This window comes from Rhodovulum visakhapatnamense (genome assembly GCF_004365965.1).
Classification (GTDB): Bacteria; Pseudomonadota; Alphaproteobacteria; order Rhodobacterales; family Rhodobacteraceae; genus Rhodovulum; species Rhodovulum visakhapatnamense.
Genome location: NZ_SOEB01000024.1, coordinates 40,818 through 61,883 on the forward strand (window position 1 = coordinate 40,818; position 21,066 = coordinate 61,883).

Genomic DNA, 21,066 nt, shown 5'->3' on the forward strand with positions numbered 1-21,066 from the left:
CTGTCTTCTGCGGTCGGACGGACGCGAGACCTGCCCTAGCTAATGGCCCGGGCGCCGCAGGTTCAAGTTGAGATTCCGTGAGACTGCCGCAATCGCGGGGGGCAAGGCAGGGCTCAGAGCCCCCGGCGCGCCTTCAGGGCCGCGCTGATCGTGCCGTCGTCAAGATAATCGAGCTCGCCCCCGATCGGCACGCCCTGGGCCAGCGAACTCAGCCGCACGCCTGTCTCGGCCAGTTCCTCGGCGATGTAATGGGCGGTGGTCTGGCCGTCGACGGTGGCGTTCAGCGCCAGGATCACCTCGGTGATCCCCTCGCGCCCGATCCGTTCGACCAGATCGGGAATGCGCAGATCCTCGGGCCCGACCGAATCGAGCGCCGACAGCGTGCCGCCCAGCACGTGATAGCGCCCGCCGAAGGCGCCGCCGCGTTCCATCGCCCAAAGATCGGCCACGTCCTCGACGACGCAGATCTCGCCGTTCGAGCGGGCCGGATCGGCGCAGATCTCGCAGGTATCGGCGGTGGTGATGTTGCCGCAGACGGCGCAGTCATGCACCGCCTCGCCGACCTTGCGCATGGTCTCGGCCAGCGGCAACAGCAGCACCGCGCGCTTCCTGACCAGATGCAGCACGGCACGGCGGGCCGACCGGGGCCCAAGCCCCGGCAGCCGTGCCATCATGTCGATCAGCGCGTCGATCTCGTGCGGGCGGTCGGCCATCGGCCGGGCCCCGGGATCAGACCGGCAGGCCGAGCCCCGGAGGCAGACCCATTTCCTCGGTCAGCTTGCGGGTCTCTTCCTTGGTCTTTTCCATCGCCTTCTGCTGGGCGTCCTTGATGGCCGCCAGAATCAGGTCCTCGACCACTTCCTTTTCGTCGGGATTGAAGATCGAGGGGTCGATCGACAGCGCGGTCAGCGTGCCCTTGGCGGTCGCCGTGGCCTTCACCAGCCCCGCGCCGCTTTCGCCCTCGACCAGCGTGGTGGCCAGCGTTTCCTGCAGAGCCGCCATCTTGCCCTGCATCTCGGTCGCGGCTTTCATCATCTTGGCCATGTCGCCAAGGCCGCCCATTCCCTTGAACATGCGTGTCTCCTTCGCCTGTTATGCGTTCAGTCGTCGTCCTCGAACGGGTCCCATTCCTCCTCGACCTCGGGCAGAGCCTCGGCGGCCGCCTCGGCCGCCAGGACCTCGGGCGGCTTTATGTCGATGATTTCAGCCTTGGGGAAGGCGGCAAAAACGGCGCGGACCAGCGGATGTTCGGCGGCCTCGGCCTTGCGCGCGGCCTCGGCGGCGTTGCGGGTCTCGTCGATGGTCGGGCCACCGCCCTTGCCCACGACCGAAACCGCCCAGCGCGCGCCGGTCCAGGTCTGCAGCCGCTGGCCCAGCCGCTGGGCCAGATCGGCGGGCGCGCCGGGCGCGGGCTCGAACTCGATCCGGCCGGGGGAATAGCTGACCAGCCGCACCCCCGCCTCGACCTCGACCAGCAGCACCATGTCGCGATTGGCCCGGATCAGCTCGACCACCGCCTCGAAGCTGGGGTAAAGGGCCAGCGTCTGATCGGGCGCGCGGGCCAGCGCGGTGACGGCGCCGCCGCCCGAGGGCGCGGCATGAACCGGGACGCCCCGGGCCTGCGCCTGCATCCCGCCGCCGCCCGAGGGCGCGGGACCGGAGGGCGCAGGGCCGCCAGGCGCGGGGCCGGAGGGCGGGTTTTCCTGCAGCTTGCGCACCAGATCCTCGGGCGCGGGCAGGGTCGAGACATGGGTCAGCCGGATCACCGCCATCTCGGCCGCCATCATCGCATTCGGCGCCATCGAGACCTCTTCCAGCGCCTTCAGCAGCATCTGCCACATCCGCGCCAGCGCCCGCATCGACAGCCGCTCGGCCATGGTGCGGCCACGGGCGCGTTCGTCGGGGCCGACGGTCGGGTCGTCGGCGGCCTCGGGCGCGATCTTGATGACGCTGAGCCAGTGGGTGATCTCGGCCAGATCGCGCAGCACCGCCAGCGGATCGGCCCCGTCGGCATATTGCCCGGCCAGCTCGCCCAGCGCGCCGGCCGCATCGCCCGCCATGATCATGTCGAACAGGTCGAGCACCCGGCCCCGGTCGGCCAGCCCCAGCATGGCGCGGACCTGATCGACCGTGGTCTCGCCCGCACCATGGGCAATCGCCTGATCGAGAAGGCTCATCGCGTCGCGCACGGACCCTTCTGCGGCGCGGGTGATCAGCCCCAGCGCCTCGTCCGAAATGGGCGCGGATTCGAGCCCCGCGATCTTTTTCAGATGGGCGATCATCACCTCGGGCTCGATCCGGCGCAGATCGAAGCGCTGGCAGCGCGACAGCACCGTGACCGGCACCTTGCGGATCTCGGTGGTGGCGAAGATGAATTTCACATGGGCGGGCGGTTCCTCCAGCGTCTTCAGCAGCGCGTTGAACGCGCTGGTCGACAGCATGTGAACCTCGTCGATGATGTAGATCTTGTAGCGCGCCGAGGCCGCCCGGTAGGCCACGCTGTCGATGATCTCGCGGATATCGCCGACGCCGGTGCGCGAGGCCGCGTCCATCTCCATCACATCGACATGGCGGCCCTCGGCGATGGCGCGGCAATGTTCGCATTGCCCGCAGGGCTCGGTCGTCGGGCCGCCCTGCCCGTCCGGGCCGATGCAGTTCATGCCCTTGGCGATGATCCGCGCGGTCGTCGTCTTGCCGGTTCCGCGGATACCGGTCATGATGAAGGCCTGTGCGATCCGGTCGGCGGCAAAGGCGTTCTTGAGGGTGCGCACCATCGCATCCTGCCCGATCAGATCGGCGAATGTGGCGGGACGGTACTTGCGCGCCAGCACCTGATAGGCGGTGCCTTGGGGGTCGGCCATGGGTCCTCTCGAAATCGCGGGTCCGGGCGACAGGGTAGGCGCAGACCCGGGCGGCGTCCAGCGGATCGCGGACAGTCCCCGGCAGAGACCGCCGGACCGAAGCGCCCGCTGCCGGACTGCAAAACACCTGAACGCCTGCCGGGGATAAGGTGAGAGGCTGGACAGCGGCCCGAACGGGGCTCGTTACGGCTGCTTCCTTCCGGACCTGACCGGGTTGGCGAGGCGCTCGCCCGCGCCAACCTCTCGAGGCGTTACATAGACGTCACGCAGCGGATTCGCAAGGGTCGGGGTCCGGCCCCGGCACCGCAGCCGCGGCTCAGCTGCGTTTGCGGTCGGCCGGGTAGACCCCGAGAATGTCGAGATGCGAGGTGAAGTAGTCGAGCTCCTCCAGCGCGCGGGCGACATGGGGGTCGTCGGGATGGCCCTCGATATCGGCGTAGAACTGGGTCGCGGTGAAGGACCCGTCGACCATGTAGCTTTCCAGCTTGGTCATGTTGACGCCGTTGGTCGCGAAACCGCCCATCGCCTTGTAAAGCGCGGCCGGAATGTTGCGCACCCGGAAGACGAAGGTGGTCATCATCCCCAGATCGCCCCGCCGCGTCCGGTCGGGTTCGCGCGACATCAGCAGAAAGCGGGTGGTGTTCTTGTCGTGATCCTCGATATGGCGGGCGAGCACCTCAAGCCCGTAGATCTCTGCCGCCAGATCGCCCGCGAGCGCGGCAAGTTCGGGGTCGCCGATCTCGGCCACCTGCCGGGCGGAACCCGCGGTATCGGCCCCCGTCACCCGGTGAATGTCATGCGCATGCAGGAAGTCCCGGCATTGCCCCAGCAGGACGGTATGGCTCATCGCCCGGCGGATGCCCGCAAGTTTCGTGCCCGGCACCGCCAGCAGGTTGATATGAACGCGGACGAAGGCCTCGCCCACGATATGCAGGCCCGAATCCGGCAGAAGCTGGTGGATGTCGGCCACCCGCCCATAGGTCGAGTTCTCGACCGGCAGCATCGCCAGATCGGCCACGCCGCTGCGCACGGCCTCGATCACGTCCTCGAAGGTCCGGCAGGGCAGCGCCTCCATCTCGGGGCGGGCGTCGTGGCAAGCCTGGTGCGAATAGGCGCCGGGTTCTCCCTGAAAGGCGATACGGCTGGTCATAGGGGGACTTTAATCCTTTGGCTGGCCGGAACCGGCCGGGTCAATGGTTAAACTGAATACTTCTTGCCAAGCCGAAGGGGAAGCACATAGGAAGTTCGCGGGAAAACATGGGATCGAATTTATGCTGAGGAAGGTGAGCTTCACCAAGCTTCTGGGCGCGGGCTCGGGGGCGCTTTTGCTGTTTGTGCTGGTCAATCGGGCGGGAGGATTCTACTTCACGCCGCCCGAGCTTGAAAAACCCGCCTATGTGGTCATCGAGGAAGAGCCCGAGACCCCGGCAGAACCGGAACAGGAGCTGACCTTCGAAGAGCGGATGGCCCAGGCCGATGCGGCCGCGGGCGAGCGGGTCTTCAACCAGTGCAAGTCCTGCCACCGGGTCGAGGAGGGCGTGAACGCGGTCGGGCCGTCGCTTTACGGCGTGGTCGGGCGGCCCGTGCATGCGGTGGCCGACTTTTCCTATTCCGACGCGATGGCGGGGCTTGAGGGGGAGTGGACGGCCGAGCGGATCTACGAGTTCATCGCGGCCCCGCGCGACGTCGTTCCGGGCACGGCGATGACCTTTGCCGGGCTCAAGGACCCGCAGGACCGCGCCAACGTCATCGCCTATCTCGACTCGCTCGGCGACTGAGCGTCCGGGAAGGTCCCGCAAAAGCGAACGGGCGGCCCGCGAAAGCGCGCCGCCCGTTTCTGTTGGTCCGGAGAGGATCGCCCGGCCGCGGATCAGCCGCGCGGATCGTCGTCGTCGTCTTCGTCGTCGTCGCCGTGATCGGGCAGGTTGAAGAAGCTGTCGGCATCCGGCACCGACCGGTCCTCTTCTTCGTCGTCGTCCGGGCGCGTCAGGGTGAAGGTCTCGAGCCCCGAAATGGCGGTGGGCAGGCGCGGCTCGGTGCCCATTTCCAGCGACTGTTCGGTCGAGACCAGCTTGCGGCGTTCGTCATCGGTCATCAGCCCGCCTTCGGCGGCGCGCTTGCGAGCGGCCTTCTGCACGGCGGAATCAAGCTCGGACTGCTTGCAGAGCCCCAGCGCCACCGGGTCGATCGGCTGGATGTTCGAGATGTTCCAGTGGGTGCGTTCGCGGATCGACTGGATCGTCGGCTTGGTGGTGCCCACAAGCTTGGCGATCTGGCCGTCGCTGAGTTCGGGATGGAACTTCACCAGCCACAGGATCGAGGCGGGCCGGTCCTGCCGCTTGGACAGCGGCGTATAGCGCGGGCCGCGGCGCTTTTCCTCGCCCAGCGCGGCCGGGTTGAACTTGAGCCGCAGCTTGTAAAACGGGTCCTTCTCGGCCTTGTCGATTTCCGACTGGTCGAGCTGGTTGTTCGCGACCGGATCGAAGCCGCGCACGCCGCCGGCGACGTCGCCATCGGCAATGCCCTGCACTTCCAGCTCGTGCAGGCCGCAGAAATCGGCGATCTGCCGGAAGCTCAGTGTCGTGTTGTCGACCAGCCAGACGGCGGTGGCCTTGGCCATGATCGGTTTGTTCATCGGCCTTCTCCTCTCGTGCGACCATAGCGCTCCCCGGGCCGGGAAACGGCTGCGCCGGATTGGCGCGGTTCCTCGTTTTCGGGGAAGTTCCCGTGTATATAGTCGGCGAAACGCCCGGAGAAAAGAGAAAATGCGCTGGCTGGCCGTGCTGCTGCTGTCTGCGACCCTGGCCCGCGCCGATGGCGAGCCCGCCGGGGACTTCGCGTATTACCTGCTGGCGCTGAGCTGGGCGCCAAGCTGGTGCGCGCTGGAGGGCGAGGCCCGGCAAAGCCCGCATTGCGCGCCGGGCGGGGGCGCGGGATGGGTTCTGCACGGGCTTTGGCCGCAATACGAACAGGGCTGGCCCGGCTATTGCCGCGGGGCGAAACCCGACCCCTCGCGCGCCCAGACCGCGCGGATGGCCGATCTGATGGGCAGTTCGGGCGCGGCCTGGTATCAGTGGAAGAAACACGGGCGCTGTTCCGGCCTGTCGGCAGGCGACTATTTTGCCGCGGCGCGCCGGGCCTATGGCGCGGTCATCCGGCCGCCCGCCTTCCGCAAGCTGGCGGCTCCGGTCCGGCTGCCCGCGGGCGTGGTGGAAGAGGCCTTCCTGCAGGCCAATCCCGGCCTCTTGCCCGACATGCTGACGGTGACCTGCAAGGCGGGCCGCATCCAGGAGGTGCGGATCTGCCTGACCAGGGATCTGAGGCCCCGCCCCTGCGCCGCCGACACGGTCGAGGATTGCACGCTGCGCGACGCGGCGATGCCCCCGATCCGCTGACCGTCAGCCGGACCGGGGGCCGCATGGTGTCGGACGGAGGCGCTCAGGCCGCCTTGCGGCGCCGGGACAGGCCCAGCAGCGCCAGAAGCCCCGAGCCCAGCATCAGGACCGGGGCCGGAAGCGGCACCGGCGCCGGGTCGGGCGTGGCGACCGCGGTCACAAGGCTCTGGCTCGGCCGCCACCACGAGGTCGATTTCAGGAAGTCCAGCTGATAGCCCCCGGTCTCGTCGGTCAGCGCAAGGAAATCGGCGGCCTTGCGCTCGACCCGGTCGTCGGTCCAGCGGCTCAGGCGGAAAGCGCCGCGCCCGAGGTTGAGGCTGTTGCTGTCATAGACGACCTCCCAGATCGCGACCTGGAACGCGGCCGAGCTGACCGCGTCGACCACATCGGCGTAATGCTGGGTGAAGAGGCGGTCGAGATTGGTCAGGACGGTGCTGCCGAAGAGCGACGCGCCGGTCGCGTAGCCGGTCGCGGTCTTGCTCAGCGCATGGGTCAGGTCCACGCACCAGGCCAGAAGCGGGTCGCTTTGCCCCGCGACATCGAAGGCGAACTGTCCGGCACTGACCGAGTCCGACCGGCCGTAGAAGGAATAATAGACCGTCTTCGCGCCGGGGGTCTGCCCGGTATAGTCCAGCGTCAGCGTGCTGGCCTGCGCCGTTCCCAGTCCGGCGGCCAGCGCCAGCCCCGCGAGAGAGAAAATGCCCTTCATCGAAATCACCCCTTCAAAAACCCGGCGGCCGCTGCCACCGGGGATCGGGATTGTGATGATTCCATGGCTTTTGCAAGGCCTTACGCGCCCCGGAAACGGTGTGTTTCCAGGCCGCAGGGCAGTCTCAGGCGATCTTCAGGACAATCTTCCCGACATGGGCGCTTTGTTCCATCCTTGCATGGGCCAGCGCCGCCTGGGTCAGGTCGAATTCGCTGTCCATCACCGGCGCGATGCGGCCCGAGGCCAGCAGCGGCCAGACCCGTCCGCGCAGCTCGTCCGCGATCCGCGCCTTGGCCAGATCCGATTGCGGGCGCAGAGTCGACCCGGTGATGGTCAGCCGCCGCATCATCACCTGCGCAAAGTTCAGCGCCACCTTGGGCCCCTGCAGGAAGGCGATCTGCACCAGCCGGCCGTCATCGGCCAGCGCCCGCACGTTGCGCGGAAGATAGTCGCCGCCCACCATGTCGAGGATCAGGTCGGCCCCGCCCTCGGCCCGCAAAATCTCGACGAAATCCTCGCTGGCGTAGTTGATCGCCCGCTCGGCGCCCAGATCGCGGCAGGCCGCGCATTTCGTCGGGTTGCCGGCGGTGGCGAAGACCCGCGCCCCGAAGACCGAGGCCAGCTGGATCGCGGTCGTGCCGATCCCGGAGGACCCGCCATGCACCAGAAACCGTTCGCCCGCCTTCAGCCCGCCGCGCATGAAGACGTTGGACCAGACGGTGAAGAAGGTCTCGGGCAGGCAGGCGGCCTCTTTCAGCCCCAGCCCGTCCGGCACCGGCAGCGCATGCGCCGCGGGGGTCGCAACGTAGTCGGCATAGCCGCCGCCCGGCAACAGTGCGCAGACCCGGTCGCCGACACGCAGTCCCGACACACCCTCGCCCAGCGCCACAACCTCGCCCGCGCCTTCCAGCCCGGGCAGGTCCGAGGCCTGCGGCGGCGGCGCGTAGGACCCCGCGCGCTGCAGCGCGTCGGGGCGGTTCACACCGGCATAGGCCAGCCGGATCAGAACCTCGCCCGCCCGCGGCACCGGCACCGGGCGTTCGGTCGGACGCAGGACCTCGGGGCCGCCGGGTTCGGAAATCTCGACCGCCCGCATCGTCGACGGAAGCGTCATGTGCGATCCTGCAGGCAGGGACGGACCGAGCCGGGCAGCCGCCGCTCCGGCCGCAGATGCGGCGGACGGATCTGCCGCGCCAGCCAGTTCGGCCCCAGCATCAGCGGTTTGAGCACCCAGGCCTTGTTGACCTGCGCCTTGACCTTTTCGACCTGCATCACGTCGCCGATCCGGCGGTCCAGAAAGGCGTCGGTCTCGGCATGGCCCGGGCTTTCATCGCCAAGCCAGTAAAGAACGGTCGCGCCATAGACCGCCGCCAGCGAGGCGCGCTTGGTGTACCAGTTCACGTCGTCGGAGCTGTCGCCGAGCGCGGTCCAGATCCGGTCGGCGGTGCCCCAGACGAGGCGCGAGCCTTCGGCCGCGTAAGGCGGCAGCGCGAACAGCGTGGCGCCCCGGCGCACGGCCTCCTTGTCCTCGGCCGCGTCCAGCCGGTAGCGCACGGCAAGCGCCACGCGGTCGCGGAAGCGCATCGCGGACAGATCGGTTTCGGTCAGGCGGCGCACCATCTCGTCGTCGCCGCGCAAATGATAGGCGACCGCCAGATCGACCGCACCGCGCGGGCAGGCCGCGCGGGCCATGGCGGCATCGGCGCCGGAATCGGCGATGGCGGCGCAGAAGGCGGCCTCGCTCCAGCCATCGAACGGGACGTGGATCAGGGCAGCATCCAGAAGCTCTTGCTTGATGGCATCCAGGCCTTGGGGCGTGTCGGTCATGCGGGGGCCTCCTTTCGACGGTCCCCTCTATAGACAAGTTCGCGCGGCTTTGCTATACGGCCACCTCCTGCGAAATTCGAAACTCCAGCAAGAAAGGTGGTGACAACCACATGCAGGTCAGCGTTCGCGACAACAATGTCGACCAGGCGCTTCGGGCTCTGAAGAAGAAACTTCAGCGCGAAGGCGTGTTCCGCGAAATGAAGCTCAAGCAGCATTTCGAGAAACCGTCCGAGAAGAAAGCGCGCGAGAAGGCGGAAGCCGTCCGCCGTGCGCGCAAACTGGCGCGGAAGAAAGCCCAGCGCGAAGGTCTTCTGTAAGACCGTCGGCATGCGAACCGGAGCAGCAATGCTCCAGCGAGACGACCCCCGAGGCCCCGCCCGGGGGTTTGTCGATTCTGGCACCCTGAAAATCTTTGCCTTGCGGCCGGGGCTCAGCCCTGGCGGAAGCGGCCCGCCTCGATCTCGCGGGCCAGCCGGGCGACGGCGGTCTCAAGCTGATCGGCCAGCCGGTGATGGGCAAGCCGCAGCGTCTGCAGCAGCACCCGCGCACCGATGGTCTTCGAGGCCAGGTCGATCGAGATCGCCAGCCGGGTCAGGCGCGGCGCCAGAAGCTGAAGCTCGATGGCGCTGGCGGCCTGCAGCCCGCCCGAGCGCGACTGCAGCCGGATCTGTTGCGGCGGCTCGAAGGCGACCAGTTCGGTCTCGACCGCGCGCCGGGCGCCCTGCAGCGTGAATTCGGCCGCCCAGGCCATGCCCGGCCCGGGTTCGCTGCGGTCGTCGAGCCGGCGCAAGTCTGCCCCGCGGCGACCGGCCGCGGCCTCGACCCGCGGAAAGTCCGACAGCACGGCAAAGACCTCCTCGATCGGCGCGGCAATGTCTTCGCGGGCGGTAAGCTGCATGTCTGGCTCCGGGCTGGCTTTGACCGTTCTGGCCTCAATCCAGCCGGTCCGCAAGCCACCTGCGGATCAGGTGCCCGGCAATCGCGCCCGGGCGGGGCGGCAGCATGTCGGTGCGTTCGCCCGCGAGAACCGCCAACATCTCTTCACGCGAAACCCAGCGCGCCTCGGCGATCTCGGCCGGATCCACGGTGATGTCGAGCGACAGGGCCTCGCCTCGGCAGCCCAGCATCAGCGAGGCCGGAAACGGCCAGGGCTGGCTGGCCAGATAGCGGACCCGGCCGACGCGGATGCCCGTTTCCTCGGCGACCTCGCGCCGCACCGCGGCCTCGACCGACTCGCCCGGTTCGATGAAGCCCGCCAGCAGCGAGAACATCCCCTCGGGCCAGCCGGGCGAACGCCCCAGCAGAACCGAATTGCCATGAAGGATCAGCATGATGACGCAAGGATCGGTGCGCGGGAAATGCGGCGTGCTGCAGGCCTCGCAGACCCGGCGCCAGCCCGCGTCGACCATTCGGCTGGGCTGGCCGCAACGCGAACAGAACCGGTGGGTGCGATGCCATTCGCAGATCCCCTTGGCGGTCGCCGCCAGTTCGGCCTGCAGCGGGTCGAGCCCCGCCATGACCCGGCGCAGCTCGCGAAAGAGGTGATCCTCGGGCAGATCGGGATGGCGCTGTTCGGACGGATCGAGAAACAGCCCCAGCGTGTCGGGGATCTCGTCCGGGCGCCAGTCCGAGATGTCGACGGCGAAATGCGGCGCGCCATCGGCCAGCCCGAGAAAGATCGCCCGCGCGCGCCGCTCAGCCGCAACCGGGTTCGCGCAGGGCACCCAGCCAAGCCCATCCTCGCAACACAGCGGCTTGCCACGCCAAAGCGGCAGAACCCGCCCCTTCGCCCAGGCGTCGTCCAGCCAGACGGCATCGCCACGCCGGAGCGCGGCCCGGTCCAGGCCGCCGCCTCCGAAAGTCACCTGCTCGGCCGGTCGCATGGCCGCTCCTTTTCTTGCAATGGTGCAGGGCGGGCGTCATTCTGAGGCGAATGCTAACAATCCGACATTCGTCTGACGCGAATTGGCTCTCGCCATCCGCCCGCGAACCCTTTACTGTCGCAGGCTGGTGATGGTCGCATTCCGCCCCCAAGTCAAAGCCATTTCCCCGGCAGGCTGCGGACGCGGCCAGAGTAGTTTGGCATCGGCCAGCCGCGCCTCTTGTCGGCCGGCATCTAGGCGGGGGCATCCTTGAACGCGCTGCACCCATTTTCCGCTTCGCCCGCCGCCGACCGCGTGCATCTGCGGCTGATGGAAACCTCGGACCTGCATGTGCATGTCTTTCCCTATGACTATTATTCCGACCGGCCGATCGACTCGGCCGGGCTGGCGCGCACCGCTGCGCTGATCGCAGCGCTCAGGGCCGAGGCGGCCAATACGCTTCTGTTCGACAATGGCGATTTCCTGCAGGGCAACCCGATGGGCGACTATATCGCCCATGAGCGCGGTCTGCGCCCGGGCGAGATGCATCCGATGATCGCCGCGATGAATGCGGTCGGCTATGACGCGGCGACGCTGGGCAATCACGATTTCAACTACGGGCTCGATTTCTTGCTGACCGCGCTCGATGGCGCGCGGTTCCCGGTCGTGTCGGCCAATCTGCTGCCCGGCCCGCTCGCCCCGCCCGGGCTGGCCGCCCTGCCCCGCTATACGCTGCTCGAGAGACCCGTGCGCGATGGCGCCGGAGCGACCCATCGACTGAGGATCGGGGTGATCGGCTTCCTGCCGCCGCCCATCGCGGTCTGGGACCGCCGCCATCTGGACGGCCGGGCCGAGGGGGGCGACATCGTCGCGGCCGCCCGGGCTCTGGTGCCGAAGATGCGCGCCGAAGGCGCCGATCTGGTCGTGGCGCTGGCCCATTCGGGCATCGGCGAGCCCGGCCATGTCGCGCGTCAGGAGAATGCCTGCCTGCCGCTGGCCGGGATCGAGGGGATCGACGCGATCCTGTCGGGCCATCAGCACCTGACCTTCCCCGGCCCCGATTTCGCGGGCATCGCCGGGGTCGATGCCGAGGCCGGCACAATCTGCGGCAAGCCCGCCGTCATGCCCGGCTTCTGGGGGTCGCATCTTGGCGTGATCGACCTGCTGCTGGACCGTGACGGGCCGGGCTGGCGGGTGGCCGAGCACCAGAGCACGCTGCACCCCATCGCCATCCGCAAGCCCGGCTGCGGGGTCGTGCCGCTGGCGCCCAGCAATCCCGCCGTGATGACCGCGGCGGCCCGCGCCCATGCCGAGACGCTGGCCTATACCCGCCGCGCCGTCGGCCGCACCGCGGTGCCGCTGCACAGCTATTTCTCGCTGGTGACGAACGACGCCTCGGTCAAGATCGTCGCCGATGCCCAGCGCTGGTACCTGGCCGAGATGCTGAAGGGCACCCCCCACGAGGGCCTGCCGCTGCTGTCGGCGGCGGCGCCCTTCAAGGCGGGCGGTCATGGCGGACCCGATTACTACACCGACGTCCCCGTGGGCGACATCGCGATCCGCAACGTCGCCGATCTTTACCTTTACCCCAACACGGTGCGCGCGGTGCGTGTCACCGGCGCCCAGCTGCGCGGCTGGCTCGAGCGCTCGGCCGCGATCTTCAACCGGATCGAGCCGGGCCAGCCCGACCAGATCCTGCTGAACCCCGAGGCCCCGTGCTATGATTTCGACGTGATCGGCGGGGTCGAATACCGGATCGACCTCAGCCGACCGCCGCGCTTCGGGCCGGGGGGGCGGCTCGTGGACCCGACTGCCGGGCGCATCGCGGGTCTCAGCTGGCGGGGGCAGCCGGTGAGCGACGACATGGAGTTCGTGGTCGCGACCAACAGTTTCCGGGCCAGCGGCGGCGGCGGCTTTCCGGGCACAGGGGTCGAAAGCATGGCGTTCGAGGCGCCCGATGCGAACCGCGACGTCCTGCTGCGCTATATCGCAGAGCACGGCACCGTCGCGCCCCGGGCCGATGCCACCTGGCGGTTCGAGGCTCTGCCGGGCACCACCGTCCTGTTCGACACCAGCCCGGCCGCGCTCGACCATCTCGACGAGCTGCGCGACCTCGCGCTCGAACCCGCAGGCGAGGGTCCCGATGGCTTTGTGCGGCTGCGGATCTCGCTTTAGCGCCGGTCCGAATGGCAGTCGGGAAACGCCCGGATCGGAAATCCCCCATAGAAAGCGCCAAACCCGGAAAACTATCCCCGGACCCTCTCCGATGCACGCCCAAGGGGAGGGATTTCGGCGTGACCGCACCACGCCTGGGTCCTGGGATGCTCTGACTTGCCGGCGCAGCCCAGGCCCGGCAGATGCCGTCCCCGTCGGATTTTCGCGCGCATGCGCGGGATGCCTGGAAAGATCGGCTGCGACCCCCGGGGTTTGGTTGCCAAGGCCCAGGTGCTGTTCCGCATCGAGAAGGACCCGTTCGAAACCACGGTCAAGGAGGCCGACGGCGCCTTTCGCACGGCCGAGGCGGCGGCGCGCGCGCCGGTCCTCCGACGGTCGATCTTGGGACTGGTTGCTGCTGGCAGCCTCGGGGGCGGGATGCGGGCCGCGGCGGTCGCAGGCATCTTCGTGACCCCGGCGCGTTAGGTGGTTTTCCAGACCCTGCACAAAAATCCGGGGGCGGCGCGGGACATTGGACGGATCAGGGAAGGGATGCGGCTGCAGATCCCGGCGAATGACGCGGGATGTGATCCCGCCGGATCGATAATCCCACACCAGAGACGGAGCGTTCGATTTTCGTCCGGGTTTTTGGTACCGCCTCCCCGGCTCGAACGGGGGACCCCCAGATCCACAATCTGGTGCTCTAACCAACTGAGCTAAGGCGGCACTGTCCGCGCGATTTAGCGCCCCCCCGGTACGATTGCAAGACCCGTTCTCGACCGCAGGCACGCCATCGCAAGACAGCCGCACCCCTGATAAACAGGCCCCGAGCGGCCCGCGTCGCCCTCGCCACCCTTGCCAGACCCGGGCCAACGCGGTAACCCGGCGGCTTCATCACCCCGGGGAACCAGCGCCATGGGCATCGACAAGCAAAGCGATTTCGCCGCCAATCTGCAGATCGGACCGACCAGCCTTGGCATGGTGCGGATCTATGTCGAAGGCGAGGGGCTGGAGATCCCGATGGATTTCGACCCCGAGGAAGCCGAGGAAATCGCGGACGAACTGCGCGCCGCCGCGGCGCAGGCGCGCGCCATGACCGAGAAGAAGGTCAAGCCCCCCAAGCCGAAGGGCTGAGCCCGGGATCGCGGAGCGCCTGCAGCCGCAGCGCGGCATGGCGGGCGAATCTGTGGACCAGCGCCTTGCGCCGCGCCGGCGCCAGCCGGGCTTCGGGGGCCTCGCGCACCAGGTCGGCGCCATAGCCATCGGCAAGGATCAGCCCGGTGTCCAGCGGCAGCAGCTCGGACGGGAAATCGGCATCCACCGCCCAGAAGAACCGGTCGCACCAGTCGAGATAGCCGGTCCATTTCCGGTCCGAGGTGAAATCGGCGCGGCTCGACTTGCACTCGATCACCCAGATCTCGTCCTTCGGGCCCAGCGCCATCACGTCGACCCGCAGCCCCGGCGCGGGCACCAGTTCCTCGACCGTGGCAAAGCCCAGATCGCGCAGGTGGCGGCAGACGCCGCGGGCCAGAAGCTGGCCGGGGGCAAGCGGGATCGGGCCGGGATCGGACATGGCGCGACCATGATCGACGCGCCGCCCTTCGACAAGCCTTGTCGGCACGGCACCGGCATCCTATCTATCGCCGAGGCGGGGTCTGCCCTTCCCGTGCAGAGGTCAAATTCCGGTGGCCTTAAGCAAATCCGAGGGAGCTGGCTCTGTCCGGATCCTGGTCCGGTTACCCGGCGCCCACCTGTAGTAACAGGTCCTCGGGAATTGCAATGCCTCCACGTTTGCGGTGGTCCCGCCCGTTCTTCCGCACCTTGTCGATGTCGACCGCGTCCCGGCGGGACCGCCCGCGATGCGGCGGCCCTGCGGCAAGGCCCGTCCCCGGCGCATGAAAAAGGCGGCCCAAGGGCCGCCAGAATCGTGCATCTGAAACGTGGGAAGCGGCGGGTCAGCGCCGCATCCGGCGGTCGTCCTTCACCGGCACCGGGATCGGCACCAGAACTTCGGCCAGGCCGCGCACCGGTTCCCGGCCGCGGCGTCCGTTATCGGCGTCGTCGTCCCGGCCCATCGCCATCACCGCGATGCCGAACTGCACCCCGGCAAAGACGATCCCGTTGAACAGGAACAGAAGCGCCCCGGCCAGCCAGCCCCCCGAGACGTTGGTCACGAGATGCCAGAGATTGGCGACGTCGAAATACATCAGAAGGCCGACGAACAGACCCGACAGGACGAACCCGATGGCAGTCTGGCGTATGTAGAGGGTCACGAGCTTTGGCATCGGTGTCTCCGTTCCTTGCGCCAATTAGGTAGCCATTCCGAGAAGGATTCCAAGAGCAAACTTCGGAGCACCTGTCGATCGGCCCGGCCCGGCGCAGCGTCAGGCCGCCTGTTTCCGTTGCGTCATCATGGCGCTAGAACGGTTAAGAGAAGGTTACCGAAAGCCGACTCGGGCGCACCAACCCCGCCGGGGCCGCCGAAGCAGCCCCGAACAATCCGAAGAGTCGCGGACGCAAAAAGCAAAGACCGGAAACGATGCGACGGCCCGAAGCGTCAGGCTCAGAACGCCTCGGGGCGCGCTTCGCGGGCCATGTGATCGAGCACGGCATTCACGAATTTGGGCTCGCGGCCTTCGGGAAAGAACGCCTTGGCCACGTCGACATATTCGGTGATGACGACCTTCGGCGGCGCCTTGGCCTCGACCAGTTCCGCCCCGGCGGCGCGAAACAGCGCCCTCAGCGTCGGGTCGATCCGGGCAATCGGCCATTTCGCCACCAGCGCCCGGTCGGTCATCTGGTCGATCTTCGCCTGCCAGCTGACAGCGCCTTCCAGCGTCGCGCGGAACAGATCGGCATCGCCCTCGGCCAGCTCTTCGCCGTCCTCATAGCCGACCCCGAAGCGCCAGGTCTCGAATTCGCGGCGCACGGTGTCGACGCCCTGCCCCGACTGTTCCATCTGAAACAGCGCCTGGACCGCGTAAAGCCGGGCGGCGGACCGCATCTGGTTGCGGTTGGGTTTGCGGGGCTCGGTCATGCGCGGTCGGCCCCCTCGGCGACCTGGAACCCGCCCGAGGGACGGAACCCCACGCCCTTGGTCTCGCCGCTCCAGCGCCGCGCCAGGGCGATCAGATGCAGCGCCGCCGCCGCCGCGCCGCCGCCCTTGTCCATATCGGCCGGATCGGCCCGGCGCAGCGCCTGGTCGCGGTTCTCGACGGTCAGGATGCCGTTGCCGATCAGCGCGCCCTGCAACCCCAGAAGCGTCAACCCGCGCGAGCTGTCATTGCAGACGGTCTCATAGTGGGTGGTTTCGCCCCGGATCACGCATCCCAGCGCGACATAGCCGTCATAATTCGACAGCCGGTGGGCCAGCGCGATGGCAGTCGGGATCTCGAGCGCGCCGGGCACCTCGATCAGTTCATGCGCGACACCGGCGGCGTCAAGCGTGGCGACCGCCCCGGCGATCAGCTTGTCGGCGATGTCGCGGTAGAAGGGCGCGACGACGATCAGCAGTTTCGCGGGCTTGTCGAAGGCGGGCAGCGCCAGCGTGTGATGGGGGTCCTGTTCGGCCATGGCTCAAGCCTTCCTCTCGATGGTCCGGGTGCCCTCGATCGAGAGCCCGTAGGCGTCGAGCCCCACCACACGGGGCAGCGGCGAATTGGTCAGCAGCACCAGCCGGTGCAGGCCCAGCGCGGCCAGAATCTGCGCGCCCAGCCCGTACTGGCGCAGGGTCTGCGGCGAGGCCGCACCGTCCAGCACCAGCTTCATCGTGGTATCGCGCAGCAGCACGACGACGCCGCGGCCCTCCTCGGCGATGATCTCCATCGCGGCGGACAGTTCGCCTGCCGGATGCGGGCCGAGGCCCAGCACGTCCTGCAACGGGTCGAGCGCGTGCATCCGCACCAGCACCGGCTCGTCGGTGGCGATGTCGCCCTTGGTCAGCACCACATGTTCGGCGCCCTGGGTCTCGTCGGTGAAGATGCGCATCACCCAGTCGCCGCCATGGGCCGAGGTGACATGGCGCACGGCGCGTTCGTTCACCAGATTGTCGTGGCGGCGGCGATAGGCGATCAGGTCCGAGATGGTGCCGATCTTCAGCCCGTGCCGCTGGGCGAAGGCCACCAGATCGGGCAGCCGCGCCATGGTGCCGTCCTCGTTCATGATCTCGCAGATCACGCCCGCCGGGATCAGCCCGGCCAGCCGCGAGACGTCGATCGACGCCTCGGTATGGCCCGCGCGGACCAGCACGCCGCCGTCGCGGGCGCGCAGCGGGAAGATATGGCCGGGCGTCGCGATATCGGTCGCGCCCTTGCTGGCGTCGATGGCGACGGCCACGGTGCGGGCGCGGTCATGGGCGGAAATGCCGGTGGTCACCCCCTCGCGCGCCTCGATCGAGGTGGTGAAGGCGGTTTCGTGCCGCGACGAGTTCTGCGAGGCCATCAGCGGCAGGCCCAGCGCATCGACCCGCTCGCCGGTCAGGGTCAGGCAGATCAGGCCCCGGCCATGGGTCGCCATGAAGTTGATCGCCTCGGGGGTGGCCATCTGCGCGGGGATCACCAGATCGCCTTCGTTCTCCCGGTCCTCGTGATCGACCAGAATGAACATGCGCCCGTTGCGGGCATCCTCGATGATCTCCTCGATCGAGGAGATCGCGTCCTGATAGCTGGGATCGCCGATGTCTTCCATGTCGTCCACCTGTTCCGAAGCCCGCCTATTAGCGCGGTCGGGACAGATTGGAAAGAACCCGCATGCCCGGCGGCCCGGAAATCGGGACCTCCCGGCGGGGCAGAGAACGCGACGGCCGTGCGACGAGACGGTCGGGCCCCGGGCGATGGCGGCAGGCCCCGGGGCCGCTGTTTCGGCCCCGGAACCGGTGTTCACGGACTTGGGCGTTCGTCGCCGGGCCGAGGATGCCCCAGACGGACGCGGCCTCCACCGCCGGGGCGGAGGCCGACCCCTCGTCAGGGGATCAGGCGCGGGGGGGGGTGCCCGGCCCGCGGCGGCGGAAGGCGGCCAGCCCCGCGACCGGGGTCAGCCCGAAGATCACACCGGCCGGAAGCGGCACCGGAGCGATCTCGACCGGGACCGGCTCGCCATGGAGGAAGTCGTCCATAACCGGCTCGTCCTCGGGATCGAGCAGCGCGGTACCGACCGACACCCTGGCGACCTGCGGACCGTCGAACACCACGCCCCGGACGGACAGCTTCGCGGCGCCGCCGGGCGGCACGTGGTCCTCGGCCAGCAGGTCGCCATGGATGTCGTGGAAGGACAGCACGACCTGGCCTTCGCCTTGCAGACCGGTGAAGACCGGTGAAGACCGCACCGAAGCCGCGGGTGGTGGCCTGCGTGGTCTGGTCGACGGGATAGAAGAACGGGATGTCGAGGGTCGCCCCGTCATCGGGCCGGAAGATCCGCCGGGGGCTGAAGACGGTACACTCGTCCGGTTCGTCGAACAGGAGCGGCCCCCCGAGGCCGAAGAGGACGACACCTCGCCCCCTCGGTGCTGCCGGTCGCGACAAACTCGATCCCGCGGGCACGGCCCGGCGTCGAGCCGTTCAAGAAATCGCCCGGGAAGTCGTTCGGATCGGCAAAGGCATCGGGCACGCCGTCCCAGTTGATTTCCCGCCGCCCGTCCGGGCCTTCATTGGTGGGCGTAAAGACTTTCAGCCCGGAAAACTCGGCGCGGACGGCATCGACGGTATCCTGGATGTCCGCCGCGGTCGGCCCGCGTCGGGAAAGACCGTGGCCGCAGATCCGGGCAGGGCGGACAGCGACAGGGCAAGAATGAATGGAGACAGGGAGCGCATTCCACCTCCTTGATGAAACGAACCGAATGGGACGCCCAGGGCGCCACGCCGGATGGCGCGCCATCCGCAAGCCGCACATCGGGGGGGAACGCACAGGCGGTGTCGCCAGCGTTGGACTCCGCATCCCGAGGGACGTTTCGGGGCGCCGCGCCGCCCGTCGCGTTTTTTCGGCGGGGACCCGCGACCGGGAACGTTCCCGCCGGTCTTTGCGGGCGGGCGTCCCCGTCGGCGCGCCGGGCGGTGTTCAACGCGGCCCGGCGTCGCCATCCGCGCCAAGGGGTCCGAAAGATGGCATCCGCCCGGACCTCTGGAAACGCACCGGGAGCCCTATGGCGTTCGGGCCGCGCTCAGGCCGCGTCGTATTCCTGCAGCCGCGCGACATAGCGCGCCAGCGTGTCGATCTCGAGGTTCACCTTGTCCCCGACCCGGGCCAGCCCCCAGGTGGTGGCCTCCTTGGTATGGGGGATGAAGTTGATCCCGAACGTCGCGCCCTCGACCTCGTTCACCGTCAACGAGGTGCCGTTCAGCGCCACCGACCCTTTCGGCGCGATGAACTTCGCCAGAGCCCCGGGCGCGCGGAAGGTCATGCGGGTGCTGTCGCCCTCGTCGGCCATCGCCACGATCTCGGCCACCCCGTCGACATGGCCCGAGACAATGTGCCCGCCAAGCTCGTCGCCCACCTTCAGCGCGCGTTCGAGGTTGATCCGACCGCCCTCGGCCCAGTCGCCGATATTGGTCTTCGACACCGTCTCGGCCGAGATCGACACGGCGAACCAGGCGCCCTCGTCGTCGGCGCCGCGGTCGGTCACGGTCAGGCAGACGCCGCTGCAGGCGATCGAGGCGCCGATGTCGATGCTGTCGGGCACATAGCGGCAGCCGATCCGGGCGGTCAGGTCGCCCTTCATCGAAAGCGCGCGAATGGTGCCGATATCGGTGATGATGCCGGTGAACATGGTCGGGCTCCTTGCGGCGCGGTGTCCGACCTGACCTATCGCCTGCGGCGTCGGGGGGCAAGCGGCACGCATGGTTCGGCTTTCCAGCGGCAGGCACGTCGGGCACAGGTGGACGGCAGGGGGCGAAGCGATGGAACGCATGCGCGGCGCCGGGCGCCGGTTTCTGATGCTGCAAGGGCCGCATGGCCCCTTCTTCGACCGGCTGGCGCGCGGGCTGCGCGGTACCGGCGCCGAGGTCTGGCACGCGGGCTTCAGCCGGGGAGATGCGGCCTTCTGGAGCGATCCGGATCGCTGCATCGCGGTGACCGCCGCGCCCGAGGCCCGGCCCGCGACCCTGGCCCGGCCGCTCGACCGGCTGGCGATCGCCGACCTTGCCGTCCATGGCGACACCCGCCCCGGCCATGCCGCCGCGATTGCCGAGGCCCGGGCACGCGGCCTTGCGGTGCATGTCTTCGAAGAAGGCTATCCGCGGCCCGACCGGATCACCTGCGACCGCGACGGCGACCGGGACGGCGACCGCGACGGCGCCAACGGCAACTCGCCGCTGATGCGGCTGTCGATCGAGGACATGGCGGCGCAGATGCCGGAGCGGGCGCCGCTGCCGGGGCCGCTGCCGGGGCCGCTGAGCGAGCGCCGGGGCAACCTCTGCGCCCATATCGGCCATGGCGCGCTCTATCGCGGGCTGGTGATGCTGCCGTCGGGCCGCTACCGCAGCTTCCGGCCGCATCGCGGCCTGCCGGTGCACCGGGAATTCGCTCTGCATCTGCGGCGGCTGGCCCTGCTGCCCTTTCTGGCCCCGCGGCGGGTTTCGCTATTGCGTGGTGCCGCTGCATCTGGCCCGTCACGCCAATTCTCTGCATCACGGCCCCTTCGCCACCATGACAGAGGTCCTCGGGCAGGGGATCGCCGCCTTCGCCGAGGGCGCGCCGCCCGATTTCCGGCGGGTGTTCAAGGCGCATCCGCTGGAGGACGCGCGCACCCCGCTCTGCCCCGAGATCGCGCGGATCGCCCGGGCGGCGGGACTGGCGGATCGCGTGCATCTGGTGGATGGCGGCCGACTCGCGCGGCTGCTGGCCGGGGCGACCGGTGCGGTCACGGTGAACTCGACCTCCGGGTCCTGTGCGATCTGGCGCGGGCTGCCGCTTTGCGCCCTGGGGGCGGAGGTCTGCGGCAAGCCCGGGCTCGTTTCGAACCGGCCGCTGGCCGCCTTCTTGGCCGCGCCCGATCCGCCGGACCGCAGGGCTTTCGCGGTTTTCCGCCGGTATCTGCCGGCGACCGGCCGGATCCCGGGCGATTTCCATACGCGCCGCGGCCGCGGGCGCGCGGTCGGCCTTGCAATCGAGCGCCCGCTGGCTGCCCCGGCCAGCGGGGAGGCCATGCGGCAACACCTGCAGGCGATTGCGGGACAGGGCGGCTCGCCCGTCTGGTCTTTCGCGCGAGACTTCTTTAGCGTCGCCGCAAAGGCGGGAGTGAAACGCCGCGGCAGGTAACAAGGGAC

The 21,066-nt window shown here is 68.9% G+C and carries 24 protein-coding genes, 1 tRNA gene, 1 other RNA gene and 1 pseudogene; 8 read left to right on the top strand and 19 right to left on the bottom strand.

Features of this window, described 5'->3' with window-relative positions; all coding sequences use genetic code 11:
* Positions 1-113: 113 nt before the first annotated feature.
* The 5 genes from recR to EV657_RS17435 form a co-directional block, all read right to left on the bottom strand.
* Positions 114-713: a recombination mediator RecR gene (gene recR, locus EV657_RS17415; RefSeq protein WP_113669203.1), complete on the bottom strand. Its 600-nt coding sequence runs from the start codon at positions 711-713 to the stop codon at positions 114-116.
* Between the two features lie 16 nt (positions 714-729).
* Positions 730-1,074 carry a YbaB/EbfC family nucleoid-associated protein gene (locus EV657_RS17420; RefSeq protein ID WP_108027371.1) on the bottom strand — a complete coding sequence of 115 codons (345 nt, stop codon included), beginning with the start codon at positions 1,072-1,074 and terminating at the stop codon, positions 730-732.
* A gap of 26 nt (positions 1,075-1,100) precedes the next feature.
* On the bottom strand, positions 1,101-2,861 hold the full coding sequence (locus EV657_RS17425; RefSeq protein ID WP_134079099.1) for a DNA polymerase III subunit gamma/tau: 1,761 nt from the start codon (positions 2,859-2,861) through the stop codon (positions 1,101-1,103).
* Positions 2,862-3,009: 148 nt separating this feature from the next.
* An RNA gene (gene ffs / locus EV657_RS17430) (signal recognition particle sRNA small type) lies at positions 3,010-3,106 on the bottom strand.
* A 71-nt stretch (positions 3,107-3,177) separates the two neighbouring features.
* Complete coding sequence (locus EV657_RS17435; RefSeq protein WP_134079101.1) at positions 3,178-4,011, bottom strand: prephenate dehydratase; 834 nt, start codon at positions 4,009-4,011, stop codon at positions 3,178-3,180.
* 121 nt (positions 4,012-4,132) lie between these two features.
* On the opposite strand from EV657_RS17435, the gene EV657_RS17440 reads away from it, so the two are divergent.
* Entirely contained in the window at positions 4,133-4,639 is a 507-nt protein-coding gene (locus EV657_RS17440) for a c-type cytochrome (protein WP_075787073.1), read from the top strand.
* 92 nt (positions 4,640-4,731) lie between these two features.
* On the opposite strand, the gene EV657_RS17445 is transcribed toward EV657_RS17440, so the two are convergent.
* Complete coding sequence (locus EV657_RS17445; RefSeq protein WP_134079102.1) at positions 4,732-5,496, bottom strand: DUF1013 domain-containing protein; 765 nt, start codon at positions 5,494-5,496, stop codon at positions 4,732-4,734.
* 130 nt (positions 5,497-5,626) lie between these two features.
* On the opposite strand from EV657_RS17445, the gene EV657_RS17450 reads away from it, so the two are divergent.
* Positions 5,627-6,256 (top strand): ribonuclease T2 family protein, encoded by a 630-nt coding sequence (locus EV657_RS17450; RefSeq protein ID WP_075787075.1) that lies wholly within the window; start codon positions 5,627-5,629, stop codon positions 6,254-6,256.
* A 43-nt stretch (positions 6,257-6,299) separates the two neighbouring features.
* Here EV657_RS17450 and EV657_RS17455 read toward each other — a convergent pair whose 3' ends face one another.
* The 3 genes from EV657_RS17455 to EV657_RS17465 all read right to left on the bottom strand — a co-directional run bounded on the left by EV657_RS17455 (position 6,300) and on the right by EV657_RS17465 (position 8,792).
* A complete protein-coding gene (locus EV657_RS17455) occupies positions 6,300-6,965 on the bottom strand; it encodes a hypothetical protein (RefSeq protein WP_075787076.1) in 666 nt (221 codons plus the stop codon).
* Between the two features lie 124 nt (positions 6,966-7,089).
* Positions 7,090-8,079: an NAD(P)H-quinone oxidoreductase gene (locus EV657_RS17460; RefSeq protein ID WP_134079104.1), complete on the bottom strand. Its 990-nt coding sequence runs from the start codon at positions 8,077-8,079 to the stop codon at positions 7,090-7,092.
* A complete protein-coding gene (locus tag EV657_RS17465) occupies positions 8,076-8,792 on the bottom strand; it encodes a COQ9 family protein (protein ID WP_134079106.1) in 717 nt (238 codons plus the stop codon). The genes EV657_RS17460 and EV657_RS17465 overlap by 4 nt, the downstream gene beginning before the upstream one ends.
* A gap of 110 nt (positions 8,793-8,902) precedes the next feature.
* On the opposite strand from EV657_RS17465, the gene rpsU reads away from it, so the two are divergent.
* Positions 8,903-9,109 carry a 30S ribosomal protein S21 gene (gene rpsU / locus EV657_RS17470; RefSeq protein WP_042458983.1) on the top strand — a complete coding sequence of 69 codons (207 nt, stop codon included), beginning with the start codon at positions 8,903-8,905 and terminating at the stop codon, positions 9,107-9,109.
* 113 nt (positions 9,110-9,222) lie between these two features.
* On the opposite strand, the gene EV657_RS17475 is transcribed toward rpsU, so the two are convergent.
* Both EV657_RS17475 and nudC read right to left on the bottom strand, forming a co-directional pair.
* The gene (locus EV657_RS17475) at positions 9,223-9,690 is read right to left on the bottom strand and encodes an SRPBCC family protein (RefSeq protein ID WP_113669195.1); all 468 of its coding nucleotides are present in this window, start codon (positions 9,688-9,690) and stop codon (positions 9,223-9,225) included.
* 34 nt (positions 9,691-9,724) lie between these two features.
* Complete coding sequence (nudC, locus tag EV657_RS17480) at positions 9,725-10,675, bottom strand: NAD(+) diphosphatase (RefSeq protein WP_075787080.1); 951 nt, start codon at positions 10,673-10,675, stop codon at positions 9,725-9,727.
* A 249-nt stretch (positions 10,676-10,924) separates the two neighbouring features.
* On the opposite strand from nudC, the gene EV657_RS17485 reads away from it, so the two are divergent.
* Both EV657_RS17485 and EV657_RS17490 read left to right on the top strand, forming a co-directional pair.
* Positions 10,925-12,829, top strand: coding sequence for a bifunctional 2',3'-cyclic-nucleotide 2'-phosphodiesterase/3'-nucleotidase (locus tag EV657_RS17485; protein WP_279587402.1), 1,905 nt, complete (start codon positions 10,925-10,927; stop codon positions 12,827-12,829).
* 210 nt (positions 12,830-13,039) lie between these two features.
* Positions 13,040-13,294, top strand: a complete 255-nt coding sequence (locus EV657_RS17490; RefSeq protein WP_134079108.1) for a hypothetical protein — start codon at positions 13,040-13,042, stop codon at positions 13,292-13,294.
* A gap of 163 nt (positions 13,295-13,457) precedes the next feature.
* Here the strand turns inward: EV657_RS17490 and EV657_RS17495 are convergent.
* Positions 13,458-13,534 (bottom strand) — tRNA-His (locus tag EV657_RS17495).
* Between the two features lie 189 nt (positions 13,535-13,723).
* Between EV657_RS17495 and EV657_RS17500 the strand changes: the two genes are divergently transcribed.
* Entirely contained in the window at positions 13,724-13,942 is a 219-nt protein-coding gene (locus tag EV657_RS17500; RefSeq protein ID WP_075787082.1) for a DUF6324 family protein, read from the top strand.
* Here the strand turns inward: EV657_RS17500 and EV657_RS17505 are convergent.
* From EV657_RS17505 to EV657_RS17535, 7 genes are all read right to left on the bottom strand, one after another.
* The gene (locus EV657_RS17505; RefSeq protein WP_134079124.1) at positions 13,917-14,381 is read right to left on the bottom strand and encodes an MmcB family DNA repair protein; all 465 of its coding nucleotides are present in this window, start codon (positions 14,379-14,381) and stop codon (positions 13,917-13,919) included. The two genes, EV657_RS17500 and EV657_RS17505, sit on opposite strands and share 26 nt — an antisense overlap.
* Before the next feature lie 382 nt (positions 14,382-14,763).
* Positions 14,764-15,093 (bottom strand): hypothetical protein, encoded by a 330-nt coding sequence (locus EV657_RS17510; RefSeq protein ID WP_075787084.1) that lies wholly within the window; start codon positions 15,091-15,093, stop codon positions 14,764-14,766.
* 278 nt (positions 15,094-15,371) lie between these two features.
* A complete protein-coding gene (gene nusB, locus EV657_RS17515) occupies positions 15,372-15,845 on the bottom strand; it encodes a transcription antitermination factor NusB (RefSeq protein WP_075787085.1) in 474 nt (157 codons plus the stop codon).
* A complete protein-coding gene (locus EV657_RS17520; RefSeq protein WP_075787086.1) occupies positions 15,842-16,381 on the bottom strand; it encodes a 6,7-dimethyl-8-ribityllumazine synthase in 540 nt (179 codons plus the stop codon). Before EV657_RS17520 ends, nusB begins: the two co-directional genes overlap by 4 nt.
* A gap of 3 nt (positions 16,382-16,384) precedes the next feature.
* Positions 16,385-17,494: a 3,4-dihydroxy-2-butanone-4-phosphate synthase gene (gene ribB, locus EV657_RS17525; protein WP_134079109.1), complete on the bottom strand. Its 1,110-nt coding sequence runs from the start codon at positions 17,492-17,494 to the stop codon at positions 16,385-16,387.
* Positions 17,495-17,777: 283 nt separating this feature from the next.
* Positions 17,778-18,131, bottom strand: a complete 354-nt coding sequence (locus EV657_RS17530) for a hypothetical protein (protein ID WP_134079111.1) — start codon at positions 18,129-18,131, stop codon at positions 17,778-17,780.
* Positions 18,132-18,962: 831 nt separating this feature from the next.
* Complete coding sequence (locus tag EV657_RS17535) at positions 18,963-19,568, bottom strand: riboflavin synthase (protein ID WP_134079113.1); 606 nt, start codon at positions 19,566-19,568, stop codon at positions 18,963-18,965.
* A 166-nt stretch (positions 19,569-19,734) separates the two neighbouring features.
* Here EV657_RS17535 and EV657_RS22760 point away from each other — a divergent pair.
* A pseudogene (locus EV657_RS22760) lies at positions 19,735-20,010 on the top strand (capsule biosynthesis protein CapA); the annotation flags it as partial.
* A 376-nt stretch (positions 20,011-20,386) separates the two neighbouring features.
* A complete protein-coding gene (locus EV657_RS21665) occupies positions 20,387-21,058 on the top strand; it encodes a capsular polysaccharide export protein, LipB/KpsS family (protein WP_166673732.1) in 672 nt (223 codons plus the stop codon).
* The last annotated feature ends 8 nt before the right edge of the window (positions 21,059-21,066 follow it).